This window comes from Burkholderia sp. PvR073, from assembly GCF_054055695.1.
The window spans coordinates 29542-46786 of record NZ_JBSRXO010000016.1 but is presented as its reverse complement, the minus strand read 5'-3'; the positions used below and the strand labels follow the sequence as shown (position 1 = coordinate 46786).

11 protein-coding genes are annotated in these 17245 nt (G+C 67.7%); 5 read left to right on the top strand and 6 right to left on the bottom strand.

Going from position 1 to position 17245, the window contains the following annotated elements; all coding sequences use genetic code 11:
- Positions 1 to 46: 46 nt before the first annotated feature.
- On the top strand, positions 47 to 1558 hold the full coding sequence (gene pdxR, locus ACVK00_RS31370; RefSeq protein ID WP_284888976.1) for a MocR-like pyridoxine biosynthesis transcription factor PdxR: 1512 nt from the start codon (positions 47 to 49) through the stop codon (positions 1556 to 1558).
- Positions 1559 to 1693: 135 nt separating this feature from the next.
- Positions 1694 to 3892, top strand: coding sequence for a penicillin-binding protein 1A (locus ACVK00_RS31365; protein WP_284888977.1), 2199 nt, complete (start codon positions 1694 to 1696; stop codon positions 3890 to 3892).
- Positions 3893 to 3990: 98 nt separating this feature from the next.
- Here the strand turns inward: ACVK00_RS31365 and add are convergent, their stop codons facing one another.
- Entirely contained in the window at positions 3991 to 5091 is a 1101-nt protein-coding gene (gene add, locus ACVK00_RS31360; protein WP_354123249.1) for an adenosine deaminase, read from the bottom strand.
- 92 nt (positions 5092 to 5183) lie between these two features.
- On the opposite strand from add, the gene ACVK00_RS31355 reads away from it, so the two are divergent.
- Positions 5184 to 6236: an RNA-guided endonuclease InsQ/TnpB family protein gene (locus ACVK00_RS31355; RefSeq protein WP_354123248.1), complete on the top strand. Its 1053-nt coding sequence runs from the start codon at positions 5184 to 5186 to the stop codon at positions 6234 to 6236.
- 63 nt (positions 6237 to 6299) lie between these two features.
- On the opposite strand, the gene ACVK00_RS31350 is transcribed toward ACVK00_RS31355, so the two are convergent.
- Positions 6300 to 7649, bottom strand: a complete 1350-nt coding sequence (locus tag ACVK00_RS31350; RefSeq protein ID WP_284901646.1) for an NCS2 family permease — start codon at positions 7647 to 7649, stop codon at positions 6300 to 6302.
- Between the two features lie 93 nt (positions 7650 to 7742).
- Here ACVK00_RS31350 and ACVK00_RS31345 point away from each other — a divergent pair, with 93 nt between their 5' ends.
- Entirely contained in the window at positions 7743 to 8654 is a 912-nt protein-coding gene (locus ACVK00_RS31345; protein WP_284901647.1) for a LysR family transcriptional regulator, read from the top strand.
- 42 nt (positions 8655 to 8696) lie between these two features.
- Here ACVK00_RS31345 and ACVK00_RS31340 read toward each other — a convergent pair whose 3' ends face one another.
- The 4 genes from ACVK00_RS31340 to ACVK00_RS31325 all read right to left on the bottom strand — a co-directional run bounded on the left by ACVK00_RS31340 (position 8697) and on the right by ACVK00_RS31325 (position 14250).
- Entirely contained in the window at positions 8697 to 9749 is a 1053-nt protein-coding gene (locus ACVK00_RS31340) for a nucleoside hydrolase (protein WP_284901650.1), read from the bottom strand.
- A gap of 10 nt (positions 9750 to 9759) precedes the next feature.
- Positions 9760 to 10872, bottom strand: a complete 1113-nt coding sequence (locus ACVK00_RS31335) for a porin (protein ID WP_284901652.1) — start codon at positions 10870 to 10872, stop codon at positions 9760 to 9762.
- 164 nt (positions 10873 to 11036) lie between these two features.
- Positions 11037 to 12455, bottom strand: coding sequence for a hypothetical protein (locus ACVK00_RS31330; RefSeq protein ID WP_435521266.1), 1419 nt, complete (start codon positions 12453 to 12455; stop codon positions 11037 to 11039).
- 367 nt (positions 12456 to 12822) lie between these two features.
- Positions 12823 to 14250 (bottom strand): MFS transporter, encoded by a 1428-nt coding sequence (locus tag ACVK00_RS31325; RefSeq protein WP_284901656.1) that lies wholly within the window; start codon positions 14248 to 14250, stop codon positions 12823 to 12825.
- Between the two features lie 483 nt (positions 14251 to 14733).
- Here ACVK00_RS31325 and ACVK00_RS31320 point away from each other — a divergent pair, with 483 nt between their 5' ends.
- Positions 14734 to 17232 (top strand): DUF3772 domain-containing protein, encoded by a 2499-nt coding sequence (locus ACVK00_RS31320; RefSeq protein ID WP_284901658.1) that lies wholly within the window; start codon positions 14734 to 14736, stop codon positions 17230 to 17232.
- Positions 17233 to 17245 lie beyond the last annotated feature (13 nt).

The following is a 17245-nucleotide window of genomic DNA, read 5'->3' as shown; positions in this document are numbered from 1 at the left end:
TTTATGCTGTAGAGCCGGTTTCGAACAATTTCAGCAGACCAGAATCATGGCCAGAACCGCCCGGATCGTCGAAATCCCGTCGCTCGGCGCGCTCGACCGCGCGGCCGGCGACCTGAGCCGCCAGCTCGCGCAGGCGTTGCGGGACGCGGTGCGCCGCGGCGACGTGCGGCCCGGCGACACATTGCCGTCCACGCGGCTGCTCGCGGCATCGCTCGAGGTCGCACGCGGCACCGTCGTCGACGCGTATGCGCAGCTCGTCGCCGAAGGCTTCCTGGAGTCGCGCGGCGGCGCCGGCACGCGGGTCGCGAACGCGCTGGCCGAGCCGCCGGCGGCCGGCGAACCACCGGCCGCGCGACCGCGCGCCGCGCACGCCGGCCTGCCCGAGCCGGCCGCGACGTTCGCGCGGATCGCCCGCGAATTCCGTCCGCTGCCGGCCGCGCCGTTCGCGATCTCGGTGCCGGTCGGGCTCACCGCGCCCGACGACATCTGGCGCCGGCTCGGCAACCGGCTGCGCGCACGCGGTGCCGGTGCGCCGTCCGGCTATGCGGATCCACAAGGCGCGTTACCGCTGCGTGAAGCGATCGCCGATTACGTGCGCCGCTCGCGCTCGGTGCGCTGCAGCGCCGATCAGGTCGTGATCACGAGCGGCACGCAACAGGGGCTGCACCTCGCGAGCCAGGTGCTGCTCGGCGCGCACGATCGCGCGTGGGTCGAGAATCCCGCCTATCGCGGCATCACCGCGCTGCTCGAGAGCACCGGGCGCCGCGACGCGATGGTCCGCGTGCCGGTCGACGCGGACGGCATCGACGTCGAGGCCGGCATCCGCGTCGCACCGGACGCACGCGCGGCATTCGTCACGCCGTCGCACCAGTACCCGCTCGGGATGCCGATGAGCATGGCGCGGCGCAACGCGCTGCTCGGCTGGGCGCGCACGCATCGCGCCTGGGTGGTCGAAGACGATTACGACAGCGAGCTGCGCTACGAAGGCTATCCGTTTCCGTCGCTGCAGGGGCTCGACCCCGATCGCGTGGTCTATCTCGGCACCTTCAGCAAGATCCTGTTTCCGTCGCTGCGGCTCGGCTACGTGATCGCGCCCGACGATCTCGTGCCGGCCTTCTGCGGCGCGCGCGTGCTGATGGATCGCCATGCGCCGACCGCCGATCAGCACGTGCTCGCCGCGTTCATCGCGGAAGGCCATCTCGACCGCCACATTCGCCGCGTGCGCGGCGTCTACGCGGAACAGCGCGCGCTGCTGATCGACACGCTCGGCGCGCGGCTGCCGCGCGAGCGCGCCTGGGTGCAGCCGGGCGATCAGGGCATGCACGTCGTGCTGTGGCTTGCGCAAGGGATCGACGATCTCGACGTGGTGGCGCGCGCCGCGCAGGCGGGCGTCGCGGTGCGTGCGGTGTCGCCGATGTTCGCGCCGGGCACCGAGCGTCCGGGCCTCGTGCTCGGTTTCGGCGGGTTCGATCGCGCGCGGATGGAAGCGGCCGCCCAGCGGCTCGCGGATGTAGTGGGCGACGCGGCCGGCGCCGATTCATCGGACGAATCGCGATGACGCGACGACCAAAGGTTGTCCGCGGGCAACAAACGTAATCGTCTGTAAATCCTGCAAGAAAACCGGCATTTTGGCCACAGCCAACGTTGCGCGGTTTGCTAGGATCGCGCCTTTTCCGAACGCGCTCCTGCCGCCGTGAATCGCTTCGTGCCGTTTCTCCGCAACCTTTGGCTTCGCTGCCGTGACGGCGCCCGCGCGCTGGGCGTCGGCACGTGGCGACGCCTGAGCCATCCGACGCGCCGCGGCGTCGCGCTGACGCTCGCCGCGATACCTGTGCTCGGCCTGCTGGTCCTGCTCGCGTTCGTGCCGTTCACGCCGAGCATCGGCGACATCCGCAAGGCGCGCATCGACCGTCCCGCGCGCGTGCTGTCGGCCGACGGCCAGCTGGTCGCCGAGTTCCGGCCCGTCAACCGCGAATGGGTGCCGCTCAAGCAGATCTCGCCGCACATGGTCGACGCGCTGATCGCGACCGAAGACCACCGCTTCTACGCGCATCACGGCATCGACTGGCGCCGCACGCTCGCGGCCGGCCTGCATACGTTCTCGGGCAGCCGCCAGGGCGGCTCGACGATCACGCAGCAGCTTGCGCGCAACCTGTATCCGGATGAAGTCGGCCGCGCGCCGACGCTCACGCGCAAGATGAAGGAGCTGATCACCGCGTTCAAGATCGAGACGGTGTACAGCAAGGACGAGATTCTCGAGACGTACCTGAACACCGTGCCGTTCCTGTACAACGCGTTCGGCGTCGAAATGGCCGCGCGCACCTATTTCGGCAAATCGGCGGACCAGCTCGACATCGTCGAAAGCGCGACGCTCGTCGGGATGCTGAAGGGCAATAGCTACTACAACCCGGTGCTGAATCCGGAGCGTGCGGTCCAGCGCCGCAACACCGTGCTCGCCCGGATGGCGGCGATGGGCATGCTGTCGCCGCAGCAGCTCGCGCGATTGCAGCGCCGGCCGCTGCGCGTCGACTTCGAGCCGCAGACGGCACAGCCCGGCCTGGCCCCGCACTTCGCGGTGCAGCTGCGCAAGTGGCTGATCGCATGGGCCGACCGGAACAACTACGACCTCTATTCGGACGGCCTCGTCGTGCGCACGACGCTCGATGCACGGCTGCAGGACATGGCGACGCAAGCGCTGACCCGGCAGACCGAACGGCTGCAGGCGGTCGCCGACGGCGCGTGGCGCGGCCCGTCCGGCTGCGGGCTGCGCAACGACCTGTTCCGCGGCTTCATCCGGCAGACATCCGACTACCGCGACGCGCGCGATGCAGGGCTCGCCGATGCAGCGGCACTGAAGCAGCTCGGCGCGAATCGCGCGTTCATGCAGGCGTTGTGCGAGCGCAAGACGCAGGTGCAGGCCGGCTTCGTCGCGATCGATCCGCGCAACGGCGCGATCCGCGCATGGGTCGGCAGCCCGGATTTCGGCAGCGAGCCGTTCGATCACGTCATGCAGGCGCGGCGCCAGCCGGGCTCGACATTCAAGCCGTTCGTCTATGGCGCCGCGTTCGCGGACGGGATGCGGCCGGGCGATACGTTCGTCGACCGCCCCGTCGCGATCCCGATCGGCGCGCACGCGATATGGCGGCCGACCGATGCGGAGCCGCCGACCGACGCGCCGATGACGCTGCGCGACGCGCTCGCCCTGTCGCGCAATCGCATCACCGCGCAGGTGATGCAGCGCGAAGGCGCAGCCAGGGTCGCGCAGCTCGCGCGCGCGATGGGCGTGCGCGACAGCCCGCTCGACGCGGTGCCGTCGCTCGCGCTCGGGACGAGCCCCGTCACGCTCAAGGAGATGGTGTCCGCGTACGGGACGATCGCAAACCGCGGCGTGTACGTCGCGCCGCAGATGATCACGCGCATCGAGGATCGCGACGGCAAGGTGCTCGCCGCATTCGGCAGCGCGCCGCCCGAACGCGCGCTGCCGGTGGCCGCGGCGCAGACGCTGGTCGACGTGATGCGCGGCGTCGTCGATTACGGGACCGGTGCCGACATTCGCTCGCGCTACGGGATTCGCATCGACGTCGCGGGCAAGACCGGCACGACGCAGGACAACACGGACGGCTGGTTCATCCTGATGCATCCGCAACTGGTGGCCGGCGCGTGGGTCGGCTTCGACGACGGCAGCGTGACGCTGCGCAGCGACTACTGGGGTGCGGGCGCACACAGCGCATTGCCGATCGTCGGTTCGTTCTACGATGCGGCGCTGCGAGCGCGGGCAATCGACCCGCATGAGCAGTTCTCGCCCGACTTCCGGCCGCGCAGCGCACCGGCGCCGGCACCGAAGCGGCGTCCGCATCCCGGCCTGTTCGACTGGTTGAGAATTTTCCGCTGACCGCTGCGCGAAGTCGCTCGACGCGGGCGGCAGGCGGCAGACGGCCGGCGTGACCGCGTGAGCGATCCGCCGGCCGGCCGTTACGGCAGAAAGCGCGCTCAGCCCGCCGCGAGCGTCGCGGCCAGTGCGTCGAATTCCGGCGCCCACGCCGCGCGCCATGCGGCCTTCGTGTCATCGTCAACCCACGCGCCGTCGATCCCGTTCAGCATGAGCTGCTTCAGGTCGGCGGTCGCGAAGCCGAAATGGCTGAACATCAGCTCCCACGCCTCGGACGGATTCACCTTGTGCAGCGTCGGATCGTCGGTATTCGGATGGATCTTCAGCCCGAGGCCCGGCATCTTGCGCATCGGATGCCGTTCCGCCCATTGGTCCGGCGGCAGCGTGCGCAGGTAGTACGAATTGGTCGGCACGACCGTGAAGACGATCCCGCGCTCCGCATAGCGCGCGCAGAGCTCGGGGTTGTCGACGATCGTATAGCCGTGATCGACGCGGTCGACGTGCAACAGATCGACGGCCGTCTCGACGTTGCGCCACGGCATCCCGAACTCGCCCGCATGCGCAGTGGTGCGGAAGCCGGCCGCACGCGCGTCGCGATACGCCTTCCAGAACAGCTCCGGCGGTCGGTCGTTCTCGCGATAGTCGATCCCGAGCCCCGCGACTTCGTCCGCGCGATTCGCCTTCATCCAGTCGACGATCGCGACCGCTTCGTCCGGGTCCTGCTCGCGATCGATGCTTGGAATCAAGCGGGCGCCGATCCCGAAATCGCGCGCGGCATCGCGCATCCCCGTCACGATCGCGGCCTGCGCGTCCGCATATGGAATGCCCGACACGCGCACCGTACCCGTCGGATTCCAGAAGAATTCCGCATGCCGGACATTGTGCGCGGCCGCATCCTCGAGATACTCGTACGCGATCCGCCGCAGGTCGTCGGGGCGCGTGAGCAGGTATTGGTCGAGCGCGCGCAGCACGTGCAGCACGCCGACCGGCTTCTCGCCGCGCGCATAGAACGCGTCGATCTCCGCGCGCTCGATCGGTGCGCCGCTGCGCTGCGCGAGTGCGACGAACGTGTCGTGCCGCACCGCGCCGAGCAGGTGGCAATGCAGCTCGACCTTCGGCAGCGCGTGGAAGAAGGCCCGATGAGCGGCCGTGATTTCGATGCCCGTGCGCGCGGCCGGGACGTTGCCTGGTGTTTCCTTCATCAGAATTTGCTCCGAGAAACCCCGCCATTGATGGCGGGAAGGAAAGGAGTGCTGTTGACAGGCAGCTTCTTCCACGGGTTAGGATCACCGGCATGATTCTTGTCTACCGCTATCGCGTGAAGTCGCTCAACGGACTGCTCAACACGCAGAGCCGTGCGGTGAACTACGTCTGGAACTTCTGCAATGACACGCAGAAGCACGCGCTCAAGTGGAGCAAGAAGTGGCCGACGGGTTTCGATCTGAACGTGCTGACGACGGGGAGCAGCAAGGCGCTCGGCATCCACTCCGGCACGATCAACGCGACGTGCGAGCAATATGCGAAGTCGCGCAGTCAGCACCGTCGGCCCTGCCTGCGCTATCGCGGCAGGAAATCGCTGGGCTGGGTGCCGCTGAAGGGGCGTGACCTGAAGCGCGAAGGCGATGCGTTTCGTTTTGCCGGCAACACGTTTCGGGTATTCCACAGCCGGGCGCTTCCCGAAGGCAAGATCAAGGATGGGACCAACTTTGCGCAGGATGCACGCGGCAACTGGTTTCTCAACATCGTGATCGAGATGCCCGATATGCAGGCCCGCCCGGTCCGTTCCGGTGTTGGCATCGATCTCGGCCTGAAAGACTTCGCCACACTTTCGACCGGCGAGAAGCTGCCCAATGACCAGTTCGGTCGACGAGCGGCGGAAAAGCTGGCGAAAGCGCAACGGGCGCGAAAGCACAAGCGGCATATCGCGAAGTTGCACGCCAAGGTTGCGAATGCCCGTGCCGATTTTCAGCACAAGCTCGCGCTCGATCTGGTGCGGCGTTTCGATTACCTCGCGGTCGGCAACGTGTCTGCCGCGAAGCTCGCCAGAACCAGGATGGCGAAGAGCGTCTACGACGCGTCCTGGTCGTCCTTCCGAAACAAGCTCCGTTACAAAGCGATCGCGCACGGAGCCACGTTCGAGGAAGTCGACGAAAGCGGTTCTACCCAGTCCTGTTCGGCGTGCGGATCGAAAGACAGCACGACGCGGCCGAAAGGTATCGCGGGACTGCGAATAAGAGAGTGGGCCTGCAGTGACTGTGGTGTCGTGCATGATCGTGATATCAACGCTGCGCTGAACATTCTCCGATGCGGACGTGCATCGCCAGGTGTGGGAATCACCTGCCTTTAGGCGGGTGAGGACGTCAAGTCTGTCTCTTTTTCGGTAGTGCCAATGCGTCGTGAATACCGTCTCTCAGTGCGGCTTCACGACGGTCCAGAAGTAGTAGCCGAGCGGCAACGCGAGCACGACGAGCCCCCACGACACGTCGCGCCAGCGGCCGGCCAGCAGCTTGACGAGCACGTAGCACAGCAGCCCGCCCGCGATGCCGGTGCCGAAGCTGTTCGACATCAGCGTGAGCAGCACCATCGACATCACGGGCAATGCATCGGTGAAGTCGTCGAAGTGGGTATGGCGGATCGTCGCGAACATCGACAGCCCGATCAGGATCAGCGCCGGCGCGGTCGCCTCCTTCGGGATCGCGAGCGCGACCGGCACGAACAGCAGCATCGCGGCGAACAGCACGGCCGCCGCCAGCGACGACAGCCCGCTGCGGCCGCCGGCCTCGACGCCCGCCGCCGATTCGATCAGCGCGGTCAGCGCGGGAATGCCGAACACGGGGCCGAACGTCGCGGCGAGCGAGTCGACCAGGAACGGCCGGTTGATGTTCGGCAGGTTCCCCTGCCCGTCGAGCAGGTTCGCCTTCGCGCCGACCGCGAGCGCCGTGCCGAGCGTCGAGAAGAATTCCGCCGCGAAGAACGCGAACAGGTACGGCGCGGCAGCCAGCGTCAACGCGCCGCGGAGGTCGAGCTTGAACGCGATCGGCGCGATGCTGTGCGGCAGCGACATGAACGACGCGGGCAGATGCGTGACGCCGAGCGGCACGCCGGCGGCGGCCGCGGCGAGAATCGCGATCAGGATCGCGCCGGGCACCTTGCGCGCCTGCAGCACGATCGCGACCGCGAGACCGATCAGCGCGACGAGCGCGCCCGGCCGCGAGAAATCGCCGAGCGCGAACGCGTTGGTCTTCGCGTTCGCGACGACCATCCCTGCATTGCGCAGCCCGAGCATCGTCACGAACAGGCCGATCGATGCGCCGAGCCCGAGCTTGATCTGCACCGGAATCAGCCGCATCACGACGCCGCGCGCGCCGAAGATCGTCAGCAGGAAGAACAGCACGCCCGACACGCAGGCGATGCCGAGGCCCGTCTGCCAGCCGACATGTTCCGTCGTCGCGAGCGTCACGCCGATGATCACCGAGCCGCCGATGCCGGGGCCGACGAGGAACGGCAGGTTCGCGTAGAGGCCCATCAGCGTCGTGAACAGCACGAACACGATGATCGTCGCGGTCGTCGCCGCGCCGCGCTCCATTCCGCCCGTCGCGAGCAGCGACGGGATCACGACGAGCAGGTACGCGGCCGCGAGAAACGACGTGATGCCGGCGATCGTCTCGGTGCGCACGCTGGTGCCGCGCGCCGCGAGCGCGAAGCGTCGTTCGAGCCAGTTGGCCGGCGTACGCGCCGGCATCGTGTCAGTCGCTGACATGGTGGTTCTCCTGTGATTCCGATTATTGTCCTGTGTCGGTTCGCGCGGCGCGGCCCTATACTGCCGCGTACCGCACCCGACCGTTATTGCCCGATGTCGTCCGACCGCTCGTCGCTGTTACCCGCACTCACGCTGCGGCAGGTCCAGCACTTCGTCGTCCTTGCGCATGCGCGCAGCTTCACGCAGGCCGCGCAGGCGCTGTCGCTCACGCAGCCCGCGCTCACCGCGTCGATCCGCCAGATCGAGTTCCTGCTCGGCGGCCGCCTGTTCGCGCGCACCGCCCACCGGCTCACGCTGACCTCCGCCGGCGAGGCCGTGCTGCCGCTCGCCGAGCGGCTGCTGAACCAGGCGCGCGGCACCTTCGACGACATGACGCGGCTCATCGGCGAACGCATCCAGACCGTGCGGATCGCGTTCATCCCGTCGGTCGCCGGCCGCCTGCTGCCCGCGCTCAACGCACTGCGCGGCACGCATCCGGCGCTGCGCTTCACGCTCACCGATCTGCCGAACAGCGCACTCGTCGAAGCCGTGCGCGACGGCGTCGCGGATCTCGGCATCGGCGTGCGCGAACCCGACAGCGACGACGGCACGCTGCACTATCAGCAGCTCTTCGAGGACGAGATCGTGATCGTCGTGCGGCACGACGATCCGCTCGCGGGCGTGAAGAGCGTCACGTGGGCGAAGCTCGTCGACCGCGAGCTGGCCGTGTTCGTGCGTGGCAGCGTCAGCGAGTCGCTGCATCGCACCGGCGGCGCCGCGAAGCTGCGCCTGAACGTCGCGTACCGGATGGAATACACCGAACCGCTGTATGCGCTCGCGCGCAACGGCCTCGCGACCGCCGTGCTGCCGAGCCTCTACACGATGCATCTGCACGATCCCGAACTTGTCGCGCTGCGCGTCGAGAAACCGCGCGTCACGCGTGCGATCTCGCTGATCTCGCTCGCCGCCGACGATCGCGGCCCGCACGTGCGCACCTGCCGCGAGTGGATTGCGAAGCACATCTGATCCGGTTCGGCGCGCGACACGTCACGTTGCGTCACATTGCCTTCAGGGAAGCTTCGCGATGCGCTCGGCGAGCGTCGCGTAGAAGCGGTCCGCGTCGACCTCGTTGATCCACGTCGCGTTCGGCGCGCGGCCGCTGCGCCCGTTCCAGTCGACCACCGTCTCGCCGAGCGTCCACTGCCCGGTCGTCTCGACGACCACGTTCACCTTGCGCCCGTTGAACAGCGTCGGATCGACGAGATAGCCGACCGCCGTCGGGTCGTACATCGGCCCGTCGTCGACGCCGCGCCGCTTCTTGTTGTACGCGAGCTCGGCGTCCATGATGTCCGCGACGATCGCGCCGCAGCGGTTGCCGAGCGCACGGAACGGCGCGACGCGCGCCGGCGTGATCGGCGCCTTCACCGCGACGTCGCGCGGCAGCACGATGATCGGCACACCGCTGCCGAACACGACTTCGGCCGCCTGCGGATCGACGTAGATGTTGAACTCCGCGGCCGGCGTGATGTTGCCGCGCTCGAAAAACGCGCCGCCCATCAGCACGATCTCGCGCAACGCGCCGCGAATCTGCGGCGCTTCGACCAGCGCGGTCGCGATGTTCGTCAGCGGGCCGAGCGCGCACAGCGTCACGCTGTTCGGCGCCGCGCGGCTCAGCGTATCGACGAGGTACGACACCGCGTGCCCGGACGCGAGCGGCGCGCGCGGTTCGTGCAGCGCGACACCTTCGAGGCCGGTCTTGCCGTGCACGTTCGCGGCCGTCACGAGCTCGCGCACGAGCGGGCGCGGGCAACCCGCGAAGACCGGCAGTGTCTGCGTGCGGCCGGCCCAGTCGCGGATGATCCGCGCATTGCGTTCGGTCAGGTCGAGCGGCACGTTGCCGGCCACGGCAGTCAGCGCGCGCACGTCGAGGCGGTCCTGCGCGCCCAGCGCGAACAGGATCGCGATGGCGTCGTCCTGCCCTGGGTCGGTATCGATGATCACCGTGCGGCGCGCGGCGTCGCCGCCGGCCGCGAACGCGCCCGTTTCGGGCAGCAGCGCGGTGCCGGCCAGCGCGGCGGACAGTTTCAGGAAGGTGCGGCGGGATGCGATCGGATGGGTCATGGTCGGGCTCTCAGAATACGTGCCGCACGCCGAGCGTCGCCATCATCTGGCGCGTGCCGGTCGAGCGTGCGTACGCGAAGATCTGCGCGTGCTCCGCATCGCCGGCCGCCTGCTGCGCGATCACCGTCAGCGCGACGTCGGTGCGTTTCGACAGGAAGTAGTCGGCCTGCAGGTTCACCTGGTGCCATTTCGGCCGCTTGTCGATTACGTCGTACTTGCCGTTCGTGAACGCATACGCGGCACCGAGAAAGAGCTGCGGCGTCATCGTATAGACGACGTTCACGCCGACGTTCTGCAAGTGCAGATGCGAATTGTCGAGGTAATCGTAGCGCACGTCGGTAAACAGCGCCGCGAACTGCGCGCGGCCGATCGTGTAGAAGCCGCCCGTGCCCGCGATGCGCTGCCGGCTCGCGAACACCGCCGGCGACATCGCACTCTTCGCGAAGATCAGGAGCGGCGAACCATAGTCGTTCGCGATCGCGCCGTCCTGATTCGTGCTGCTGTATGGATGGTTGTACTGCGCGTAGACCACGCTCCAGCGCAGCGGGCCGCGCTCGTAGCCGAGACCGAAGCTGTACGCGCTGTTGTTCGCGAAGCCCGTCGCGTTACTGAAGCCGTACAGCGCGGTGAACTTCAGGCCGTAGTAGACGGGGCTCACGTACTTCACCGAGTTCTGCACGCGGATGTCGTTGTAGCCGTTGTCGTTGTCGCCGATGTTCACGCCGTTGCTCGCGATGATCACGGGCCCGATGTAGTCGTGGATCGCGTCGTACTGGCGGCCGAACGTCAGCGACCCGTAGGTGCGGTCGGCGAGGCCCACGTAGGCCATGCGCCCGAACTCGCGGCCGTTCTGCGCGGCGGTGCCCGTCATCACGTTGAAGCCGTTCTCGAGCTGGAAGATCGCCGACAGCCCCTGCCCGAGATCCTCCTTGCCCTTCAGCCCCCAGCGCGGGTTCTGGTTCGTGCCGGACAGTGCCTGCCAGGCGTTCTTGCCGCCCTGGTTGGTTGCGTACCCGACGCCGGCCGAGATGAGACCGTACAGCGTGATGCTGCTTTGCGCACCGGCATGGGTCGCGAAGGCGCCGAGCATCGCGAGCGGAGCGAGCTTGTAGAGAGTTTTCATGCGGGTCGTAGGGTCGGTGAGGGTCCGGGCGCGGCAGGATTTCCGCGAAACCGGACTCGACTATACGAACCCCGATCGGATAATAAAAGTTTGCTTTTCTTATGTCTCGATAAAACGGATTTATTCTTATCCGACCATCTCCCGCAGCGGCGGACCGGCGGCCGTCAGTCCGCCGTGTCGCCGTTCTTCGGCAACTTCGACCATGCGTTGCGCCCCGGCGCCGGCGACCATGCCGGACGCGTCTTGCGCGCGCTGTCGATCACGACCAGGTAGCGGCCGGCGATCGGCGTGATCTCGCGATCGTGGCGCAGCACCCACAGCGACTTGCCGGCTTCGACGCGCGCCTGATAGTCGTCGTCGAGAATGCCGTGCCGGTCGAGGAACGTGTTCAGCGACGCGGGAATCCGCACACAGCCTTTCGAGTGGCGGATGCCCAGCAACGCCTCGAGACGGTCGGGGTCGGTCGCGTGCATCTGGAAACGCATCGGCGACTTGCCGCCCTTGCCCCAACCGCGCTCGCCGTCCACCCAGCCGAAGTCGTAGATGCGCATGTCGCGCTGGCCGTAGCCGCGAATGCCGTTGTCGTTCGTCGTGCCTTCCGCGCGGAAGTCCATGTTGTCGGGCGAATGATGGAACACACCGAGCGGCGTCAGGAAGTGATCGTACTTGCCGGGCCAGCCGGTGCCGACCGGCGACGCGCCGATCATCAGCCACGGATTGGTCGGCGTCGCGCGGAAGTAGATGAACAGCGCCTGCACGTTCGGCGTGCGGTCGACCATCGCGACGTACTCGCCGGCCAGGTCGCCGAGGTTCGCATCGGCGAGGGCCTTCTGAAGGCGCACGCCGTACGCGCGCTGCTCGCTCGCGGGCACGTTCAGGCGCCGCGTGACTTCCTGCGTGAAGTCCTTGCGCATGTCGATCGCGCGCGCGGTTGCATTCTTCGCTTCGTCGGCCGACAGCGGCGGGTGTCGGCGCGGCGGCGTCGGCGCGGGAGCCTCGGCTTCGCTCGCCGGCGTGCCGGAAGCGGCCGATGCAGGCGATGCCGCGGATGCCGGCGATGCGGTGGACGCGGAGGATGCTGCTGATGCCGCGCTGGCCGGTGCAGCATGATTCACAGTGGATGCCGCTGATGCCACGCTGGCCGGCGCAGCATGATGCACGGCCGATGCCGCGGACGCCCCGCTGGTCGGCGAAGCATGATGCACGGCCGATGCCGCGGCTGCCCCGTTGGTCGGCGCAGCATGATTCACGGCGGATGCCCCGGACGCCCCGCTGGCCGGCGCAGCACGATGCACGGCCGATGCCGCGGATGCCCCGTTGGCCGGCGAAGCACGATGCACGCCCGATGCCGCCGATGACGGCGTGGCCCTCGACGACGCAGGTGCCGCCGAAGCAGGATGCGCGGGCGATGCAGTTGATGAGGATGACGTAGCAGCGGACGACGGCACGTCGGACGCGGCAAAGGCTGACCGCTCGACAAGCACGGAGATCGGGAGCGCGGCCGCGAGCCACACGGACGCGCCGACGGCGAGGGTACGGCAACGCGGCTTGGGCAACCGTCGCGTCAGGTCGGAAAGCATCATACGATCGAGGCCATCGGCCGATCCGGCCGCCGCACATGGCGAACGGCGCGTCTTCCGCACGAGCCATCGACACGCCGCAGGCATCGCATGCCTCGGCGCCGACGCCTCTTCGCGGTGGAGCCGTTCGCAGTGCAACACGTTCGGCACGATGGCGGCTAATGAGTCGTCAGGTCTTTCATTCTACCCGCGCGGACGACAATCGGCAGGGCCGAACCCCCGGTTTTGCGCTTCGTCACGCTTTGTTTCAACTGGTTGCCGATTGCTTCGCCGCCGCATGGCAGGCTGTTACGTTGTGCGTTTCGGCAACATGAAACCGCGGCAACGCGCGCTCGCATGCCGTACCCAACACACGAGCGCACCGCCGTCTCTATTTCGAAATCGCTTCGAGCGCGATGCCTTTGGTGCGCGGCCCCATGAGCCCGATCGCGGCCATCACGATCACCATCGCGCCGGCGATGAACGCGAACACGCCGAACGTGCCGAAGCCTTTCAGCACGGCCGCGATCACGAACGACGAGAAGATCGCCGAGAAGCGGCTCCACGAGTAGACGAAGCCCACCGCGCGTGCGCGGATCGACGTCGGGAACAGCTCGGCCTGATACGCGTGGAAGCTGTACGACATGATGTTGCTCGCGAGCGTGAGGCCGATGCCCAGCACGATCAGGAACGCGCCCACCGTCGTCTGGCTGAACAGCAGCCCGCAGACGACGATCGCCGCCGCCATCGCGACGATCACCGACTTGCGCTCGAAACGGTCGGCGATCACGAGGCCGATCAGCGGACCGAGCGGCGCCGCGAGCGCGATCACACTCGAATACATGAGGCTCGACGTGATCGTGATGCCCTGCTTGATCAGCAGCGTCGGCACCCAGTTCGCGAAGCCGTAGAAACCGACCGTCTGGAACACGTTGAAGATCGTCATCATGATCGTGCGGCGGCGATACGGCGGCACCCACATGTCGCGGAAGCTGCCGCGCGGCGGCACCGGCTCGGCCGGCGCGGGCGGCGGCAGCGGCCGACCGTATTCGGCTTCGACCTTCGCCTCGAGCGCGCGCATGATGCGGTCGGCTTCGTCGACGCGACCCTGCTGTGCGAGCCAGCGCGGGCTTTCCGGCAACGCGCGGCGAATCCACCACACGAACAGCGCGCCGTGCGCGCCGATCAGCACGACCCAGCGCCAGCCGTCGAGACCGAACGGCGCATGCGGCACGAGCAGGTATGCGAGGAACGCGACCACCGGCACCGCGACGAACCCGACTGCCTGCTCGCATGCGAATGCGCGGCCGCGGATCTGCTTCGGCACGAGTTCGGAGATATACGTGCCGATCGTGACCATCTCGACGCCGAGGCCAAGACCGACGACGAAGCGCCAGAAGTTCAATCCGCCTGCGGTGTCCTGGAACGCCATCACGACGTTGGCGGCCGTGTACCACAACAGCGACCACGTGAAGATCGCCCGGCGGCCGAAGCGGTCCGCGAGGAAGCCGCATGCGATCGTGCCGATGAAGAGGCCGGAGAACAGCGCGGCGATGAAGCTCGCGACGCCCGTGGTGCCGAACAGGCCGTGCGTCGTCGCGGACAGGATCCCGCTTTTCACGAGGCCCGGCGCGATGTAGCCGCTGTACAGCAGGTCGTAGAGTTCGAAGAAGAAGCCGAGACTCAGCAGCACGACGAGCTTCCAGACGCTGCGGGTCGGCGGCAGGCGGTCGAGGCGGGCTGAAATCGAGCCGGCGTCGATGGGGGCAGTTCGAATGGTGTCCGCTACGGAAGAGGGATCAGGCGCGGTCGATGCCATGGTGGCGAGTCTCCGGATTATTGATTGTCTTGGCGCTACCAGAGGGCGTTGGCAAGCGGCTTTGCGCATTTTAGCGAGGCGAGAGACTGAACACATCAATCGTTGAAGCACGGTCGCAGGCGACAATGCGCTGGACCCGCGGTGATCCACCGCTGCGTCGACGACCGCCCTGCGCACTCGATCCCCATTTATATACGTGATACGCGCCAGCAGTATGTAAATTTCGTAACTATCGATCCGGCTGATCGAGCACGCCGAATCGTCGAAACAGCGCTTCCCGGGTTCGGGAAATCGGCGTTCGCCCTGTTGGCACGGGCGCGAGCGGCCGTTTCGGGCGCTGCCGCCCGCGCCCCGTCGGCCGAATTCGCGCATATCTGTTCGAATTTCGTTCGACCCACACCCCGGTAACATGCTACCGGGCCAAACTCCCGGCTTCCGGGCGCCGTTCGGCGTCCGGCATTGTCGGCAAAACGTAAGCATTCCATGTCCATACAACGACTATCCACGTACGCACGCCGGATCGCGCTGTTCGCGTTGCTGCAGTTCGCAGCGCTCGCGACCGCGTCGGCGTTTCCGGGCGCCGCATCCGCGCCGAGCGCGAGCGGCGTCGGCGTCCCCGTGCCGACCATCTCGCTGAGCGACGCGGTTGCGCAGCTCAAGCAGATGCAGGTGCAACAGGACCGCATCAAGCAGCAGACGTCGAACGCGACCAACAGCAAGGAGCTCGACGGGCTTGGCGAAGCGACGCAGGAACTGAGCGCCGATGTCGAGAAGCTGCAGAGCGAGCTCGCGCCGCAGCGCACGCAGATCCAGGCTCAGCTCGACGTGCTCGGCCCGCCGCCGGCGCCGGGCGCATCGCCCGAAACGCCCGCGGTCGCGCAGCAGCGGGCGACGCTGAACGCGCGCAAGACGCAAATCGAGGCAGCGCTGAAGCAGGCGGCCGACCAGAAGGCCAACCTGGCGAACCTGAACGACCAGTTCGCGAAACTGCACCGCAGCCTGCTGCGCAATCAGCTCGCGTTCCGTTCGGGCAGCATCTTCGGCGCGCAATTCTGGTTGCCGCTGTTCCATCTGTCGCCGGACGATGTCCAGCGCCTCGCGGACTTCAACGACGAGCTGCGCGACATGCTGCGCTCGTCGTGGACACCCGGCCAGCGCGCCATCACCACGCTGCTGTTGATCGCCGCGCTCGCGGTCTGGCTCGGCGGCCGCCGCCTCCTCGAGCGCGGGCTCGCGTGGTTCTGCCTGAACCGTCTGCCGCCCACCCGGCTGCGCCGCAGCGCACTGGCGCTGGCGACGGCATTCTCGACGCTGCTGGCGACCGCGGTCGCCGTGCAGGTGCTCTATCTCGCGCTCGCCCGCCACTACGAGCTCACGCCGTCGATGAGCGATCTGTGGGACCAGTTCGCGAAGCTCGCCGTGACCTGCGCGCTGATCGCCGGCCTCGGCCGCGCGCTGCTCTGCACGAAGCATCCGTCGTGGCGGCTGCCGGCACTCGCCGATCCCGTCGCGCTCGCGATGCGGCCGTTCCCCGGCGTGCTGGCCGCGCTGCTGCTGATGTCCGGCACGCTCGAATCGATCAACCGGATCGTCGATACCAGCCTGTCCGTCACGCTGTTCGGCCGTGGCATCGTATCGCTCGTCGTCGCGCTGACCGTCGGCGCGTCGATCCTGCGCGCGAACCGCGTACGCACCGCGCTCGCGGCCTCCGGCGAGGCGCCCGAGGAGCGTTCGACGCTCGCGGGGCTGATCCATGCGGGCGTCACGCTGGCGATCGTCGTGTCGCTCGTTGCGCTGCTGATCGGCTACATCACCGTCGCGCGCTTCATCACGTACGAGCTCGTGTGGTTCGAGATCGTGCTGTGCAGCGTCTACATCCTGACGCAGCTGACGCGCGACGCCAGCGAAAGCCTGTTCTCCGCGAACCTGTCGAGCGGCAAACAGATCAAGCATCTGTTCGCGCTCGACGACCGGCATCTCGACCAGGCGCACACCGTCGTGTCCGGGCTCGGCACGAGCCTGCTGATGCTGGTCGCGGCCATCGCGCTGGTGACGGGCGGCTTCGGCACGACGCCGAGCGACCTGCTCGACAGCGCGATCGCGATGATCGGCGGCCAGCGGCTGCAGAGCCTGAACATCATGCCGGACCGGATCCTGAACGCCGTCATCGGGTTCGCGATCGGCTTCTACCTGCTGCGCTCGGTGCGCCGCTGGCTCGACAACGAATTCATGCCGGCGCTCGGCATGGACGCGGGGATGCGCGTGTCGCTGGTCACGCTGTTCACCAACGTCGGCTACGTATTGCTCGTGCTGATGACGCTGGGGCTGCTCGGTGTCAGGTGGAGCAACCTCGCGTGGATCGTCAGCGCGCTGTCGGTCGGTATCGGTTTCGGCCTGCAGGAGATCGTGAAGAACTTCGTGTCGGGGCTGATCCTGCTGACCGAGCGGCCGGTGAAGGTCGGCGACATGGTCAGCATCGCGGGCGTCGAAGGCGACATCCGCCGCATCAACGTGCGCGCGACCGAGATCCAGCTCAGCGATCGCTCGACCGTGATCGTGCCGAACTCGCAGTTGATCTCGCAGAACGTGCGCAACGTGACGATGGGCAACAGCACGCAAGGCGTCGCGACGCTGACGCTGACGTTCCCGCTGAACACCGATCCCGTGCAGGTGCGCGACCTGCTGCTCGATGCGTATCGCGAACACCCGGCCATTCTCGACAAGCCGGCGCCGTCGGTCACGTTCAGCCAGCTGGCGCCGGACGGGATCACGCTGAGCGTGACGGGCTACGTGGCGAGCCCGCGGATCGCGGCCTCGACCAAAAGCGACCTGCTGTTCGAGATCCTGAAGCAGTTGCGCGCGGCGCAGATCACGCTGTCGACGCCGCAGATGCTGGTCGTGCAGAACATGCCGGCGCTCGAGGGTGCCACGCGGCAAGAGCCGGAAGCGAACCCGCGGGTGCACGCTGGTCGATCCTCATAGCACACGCATCACC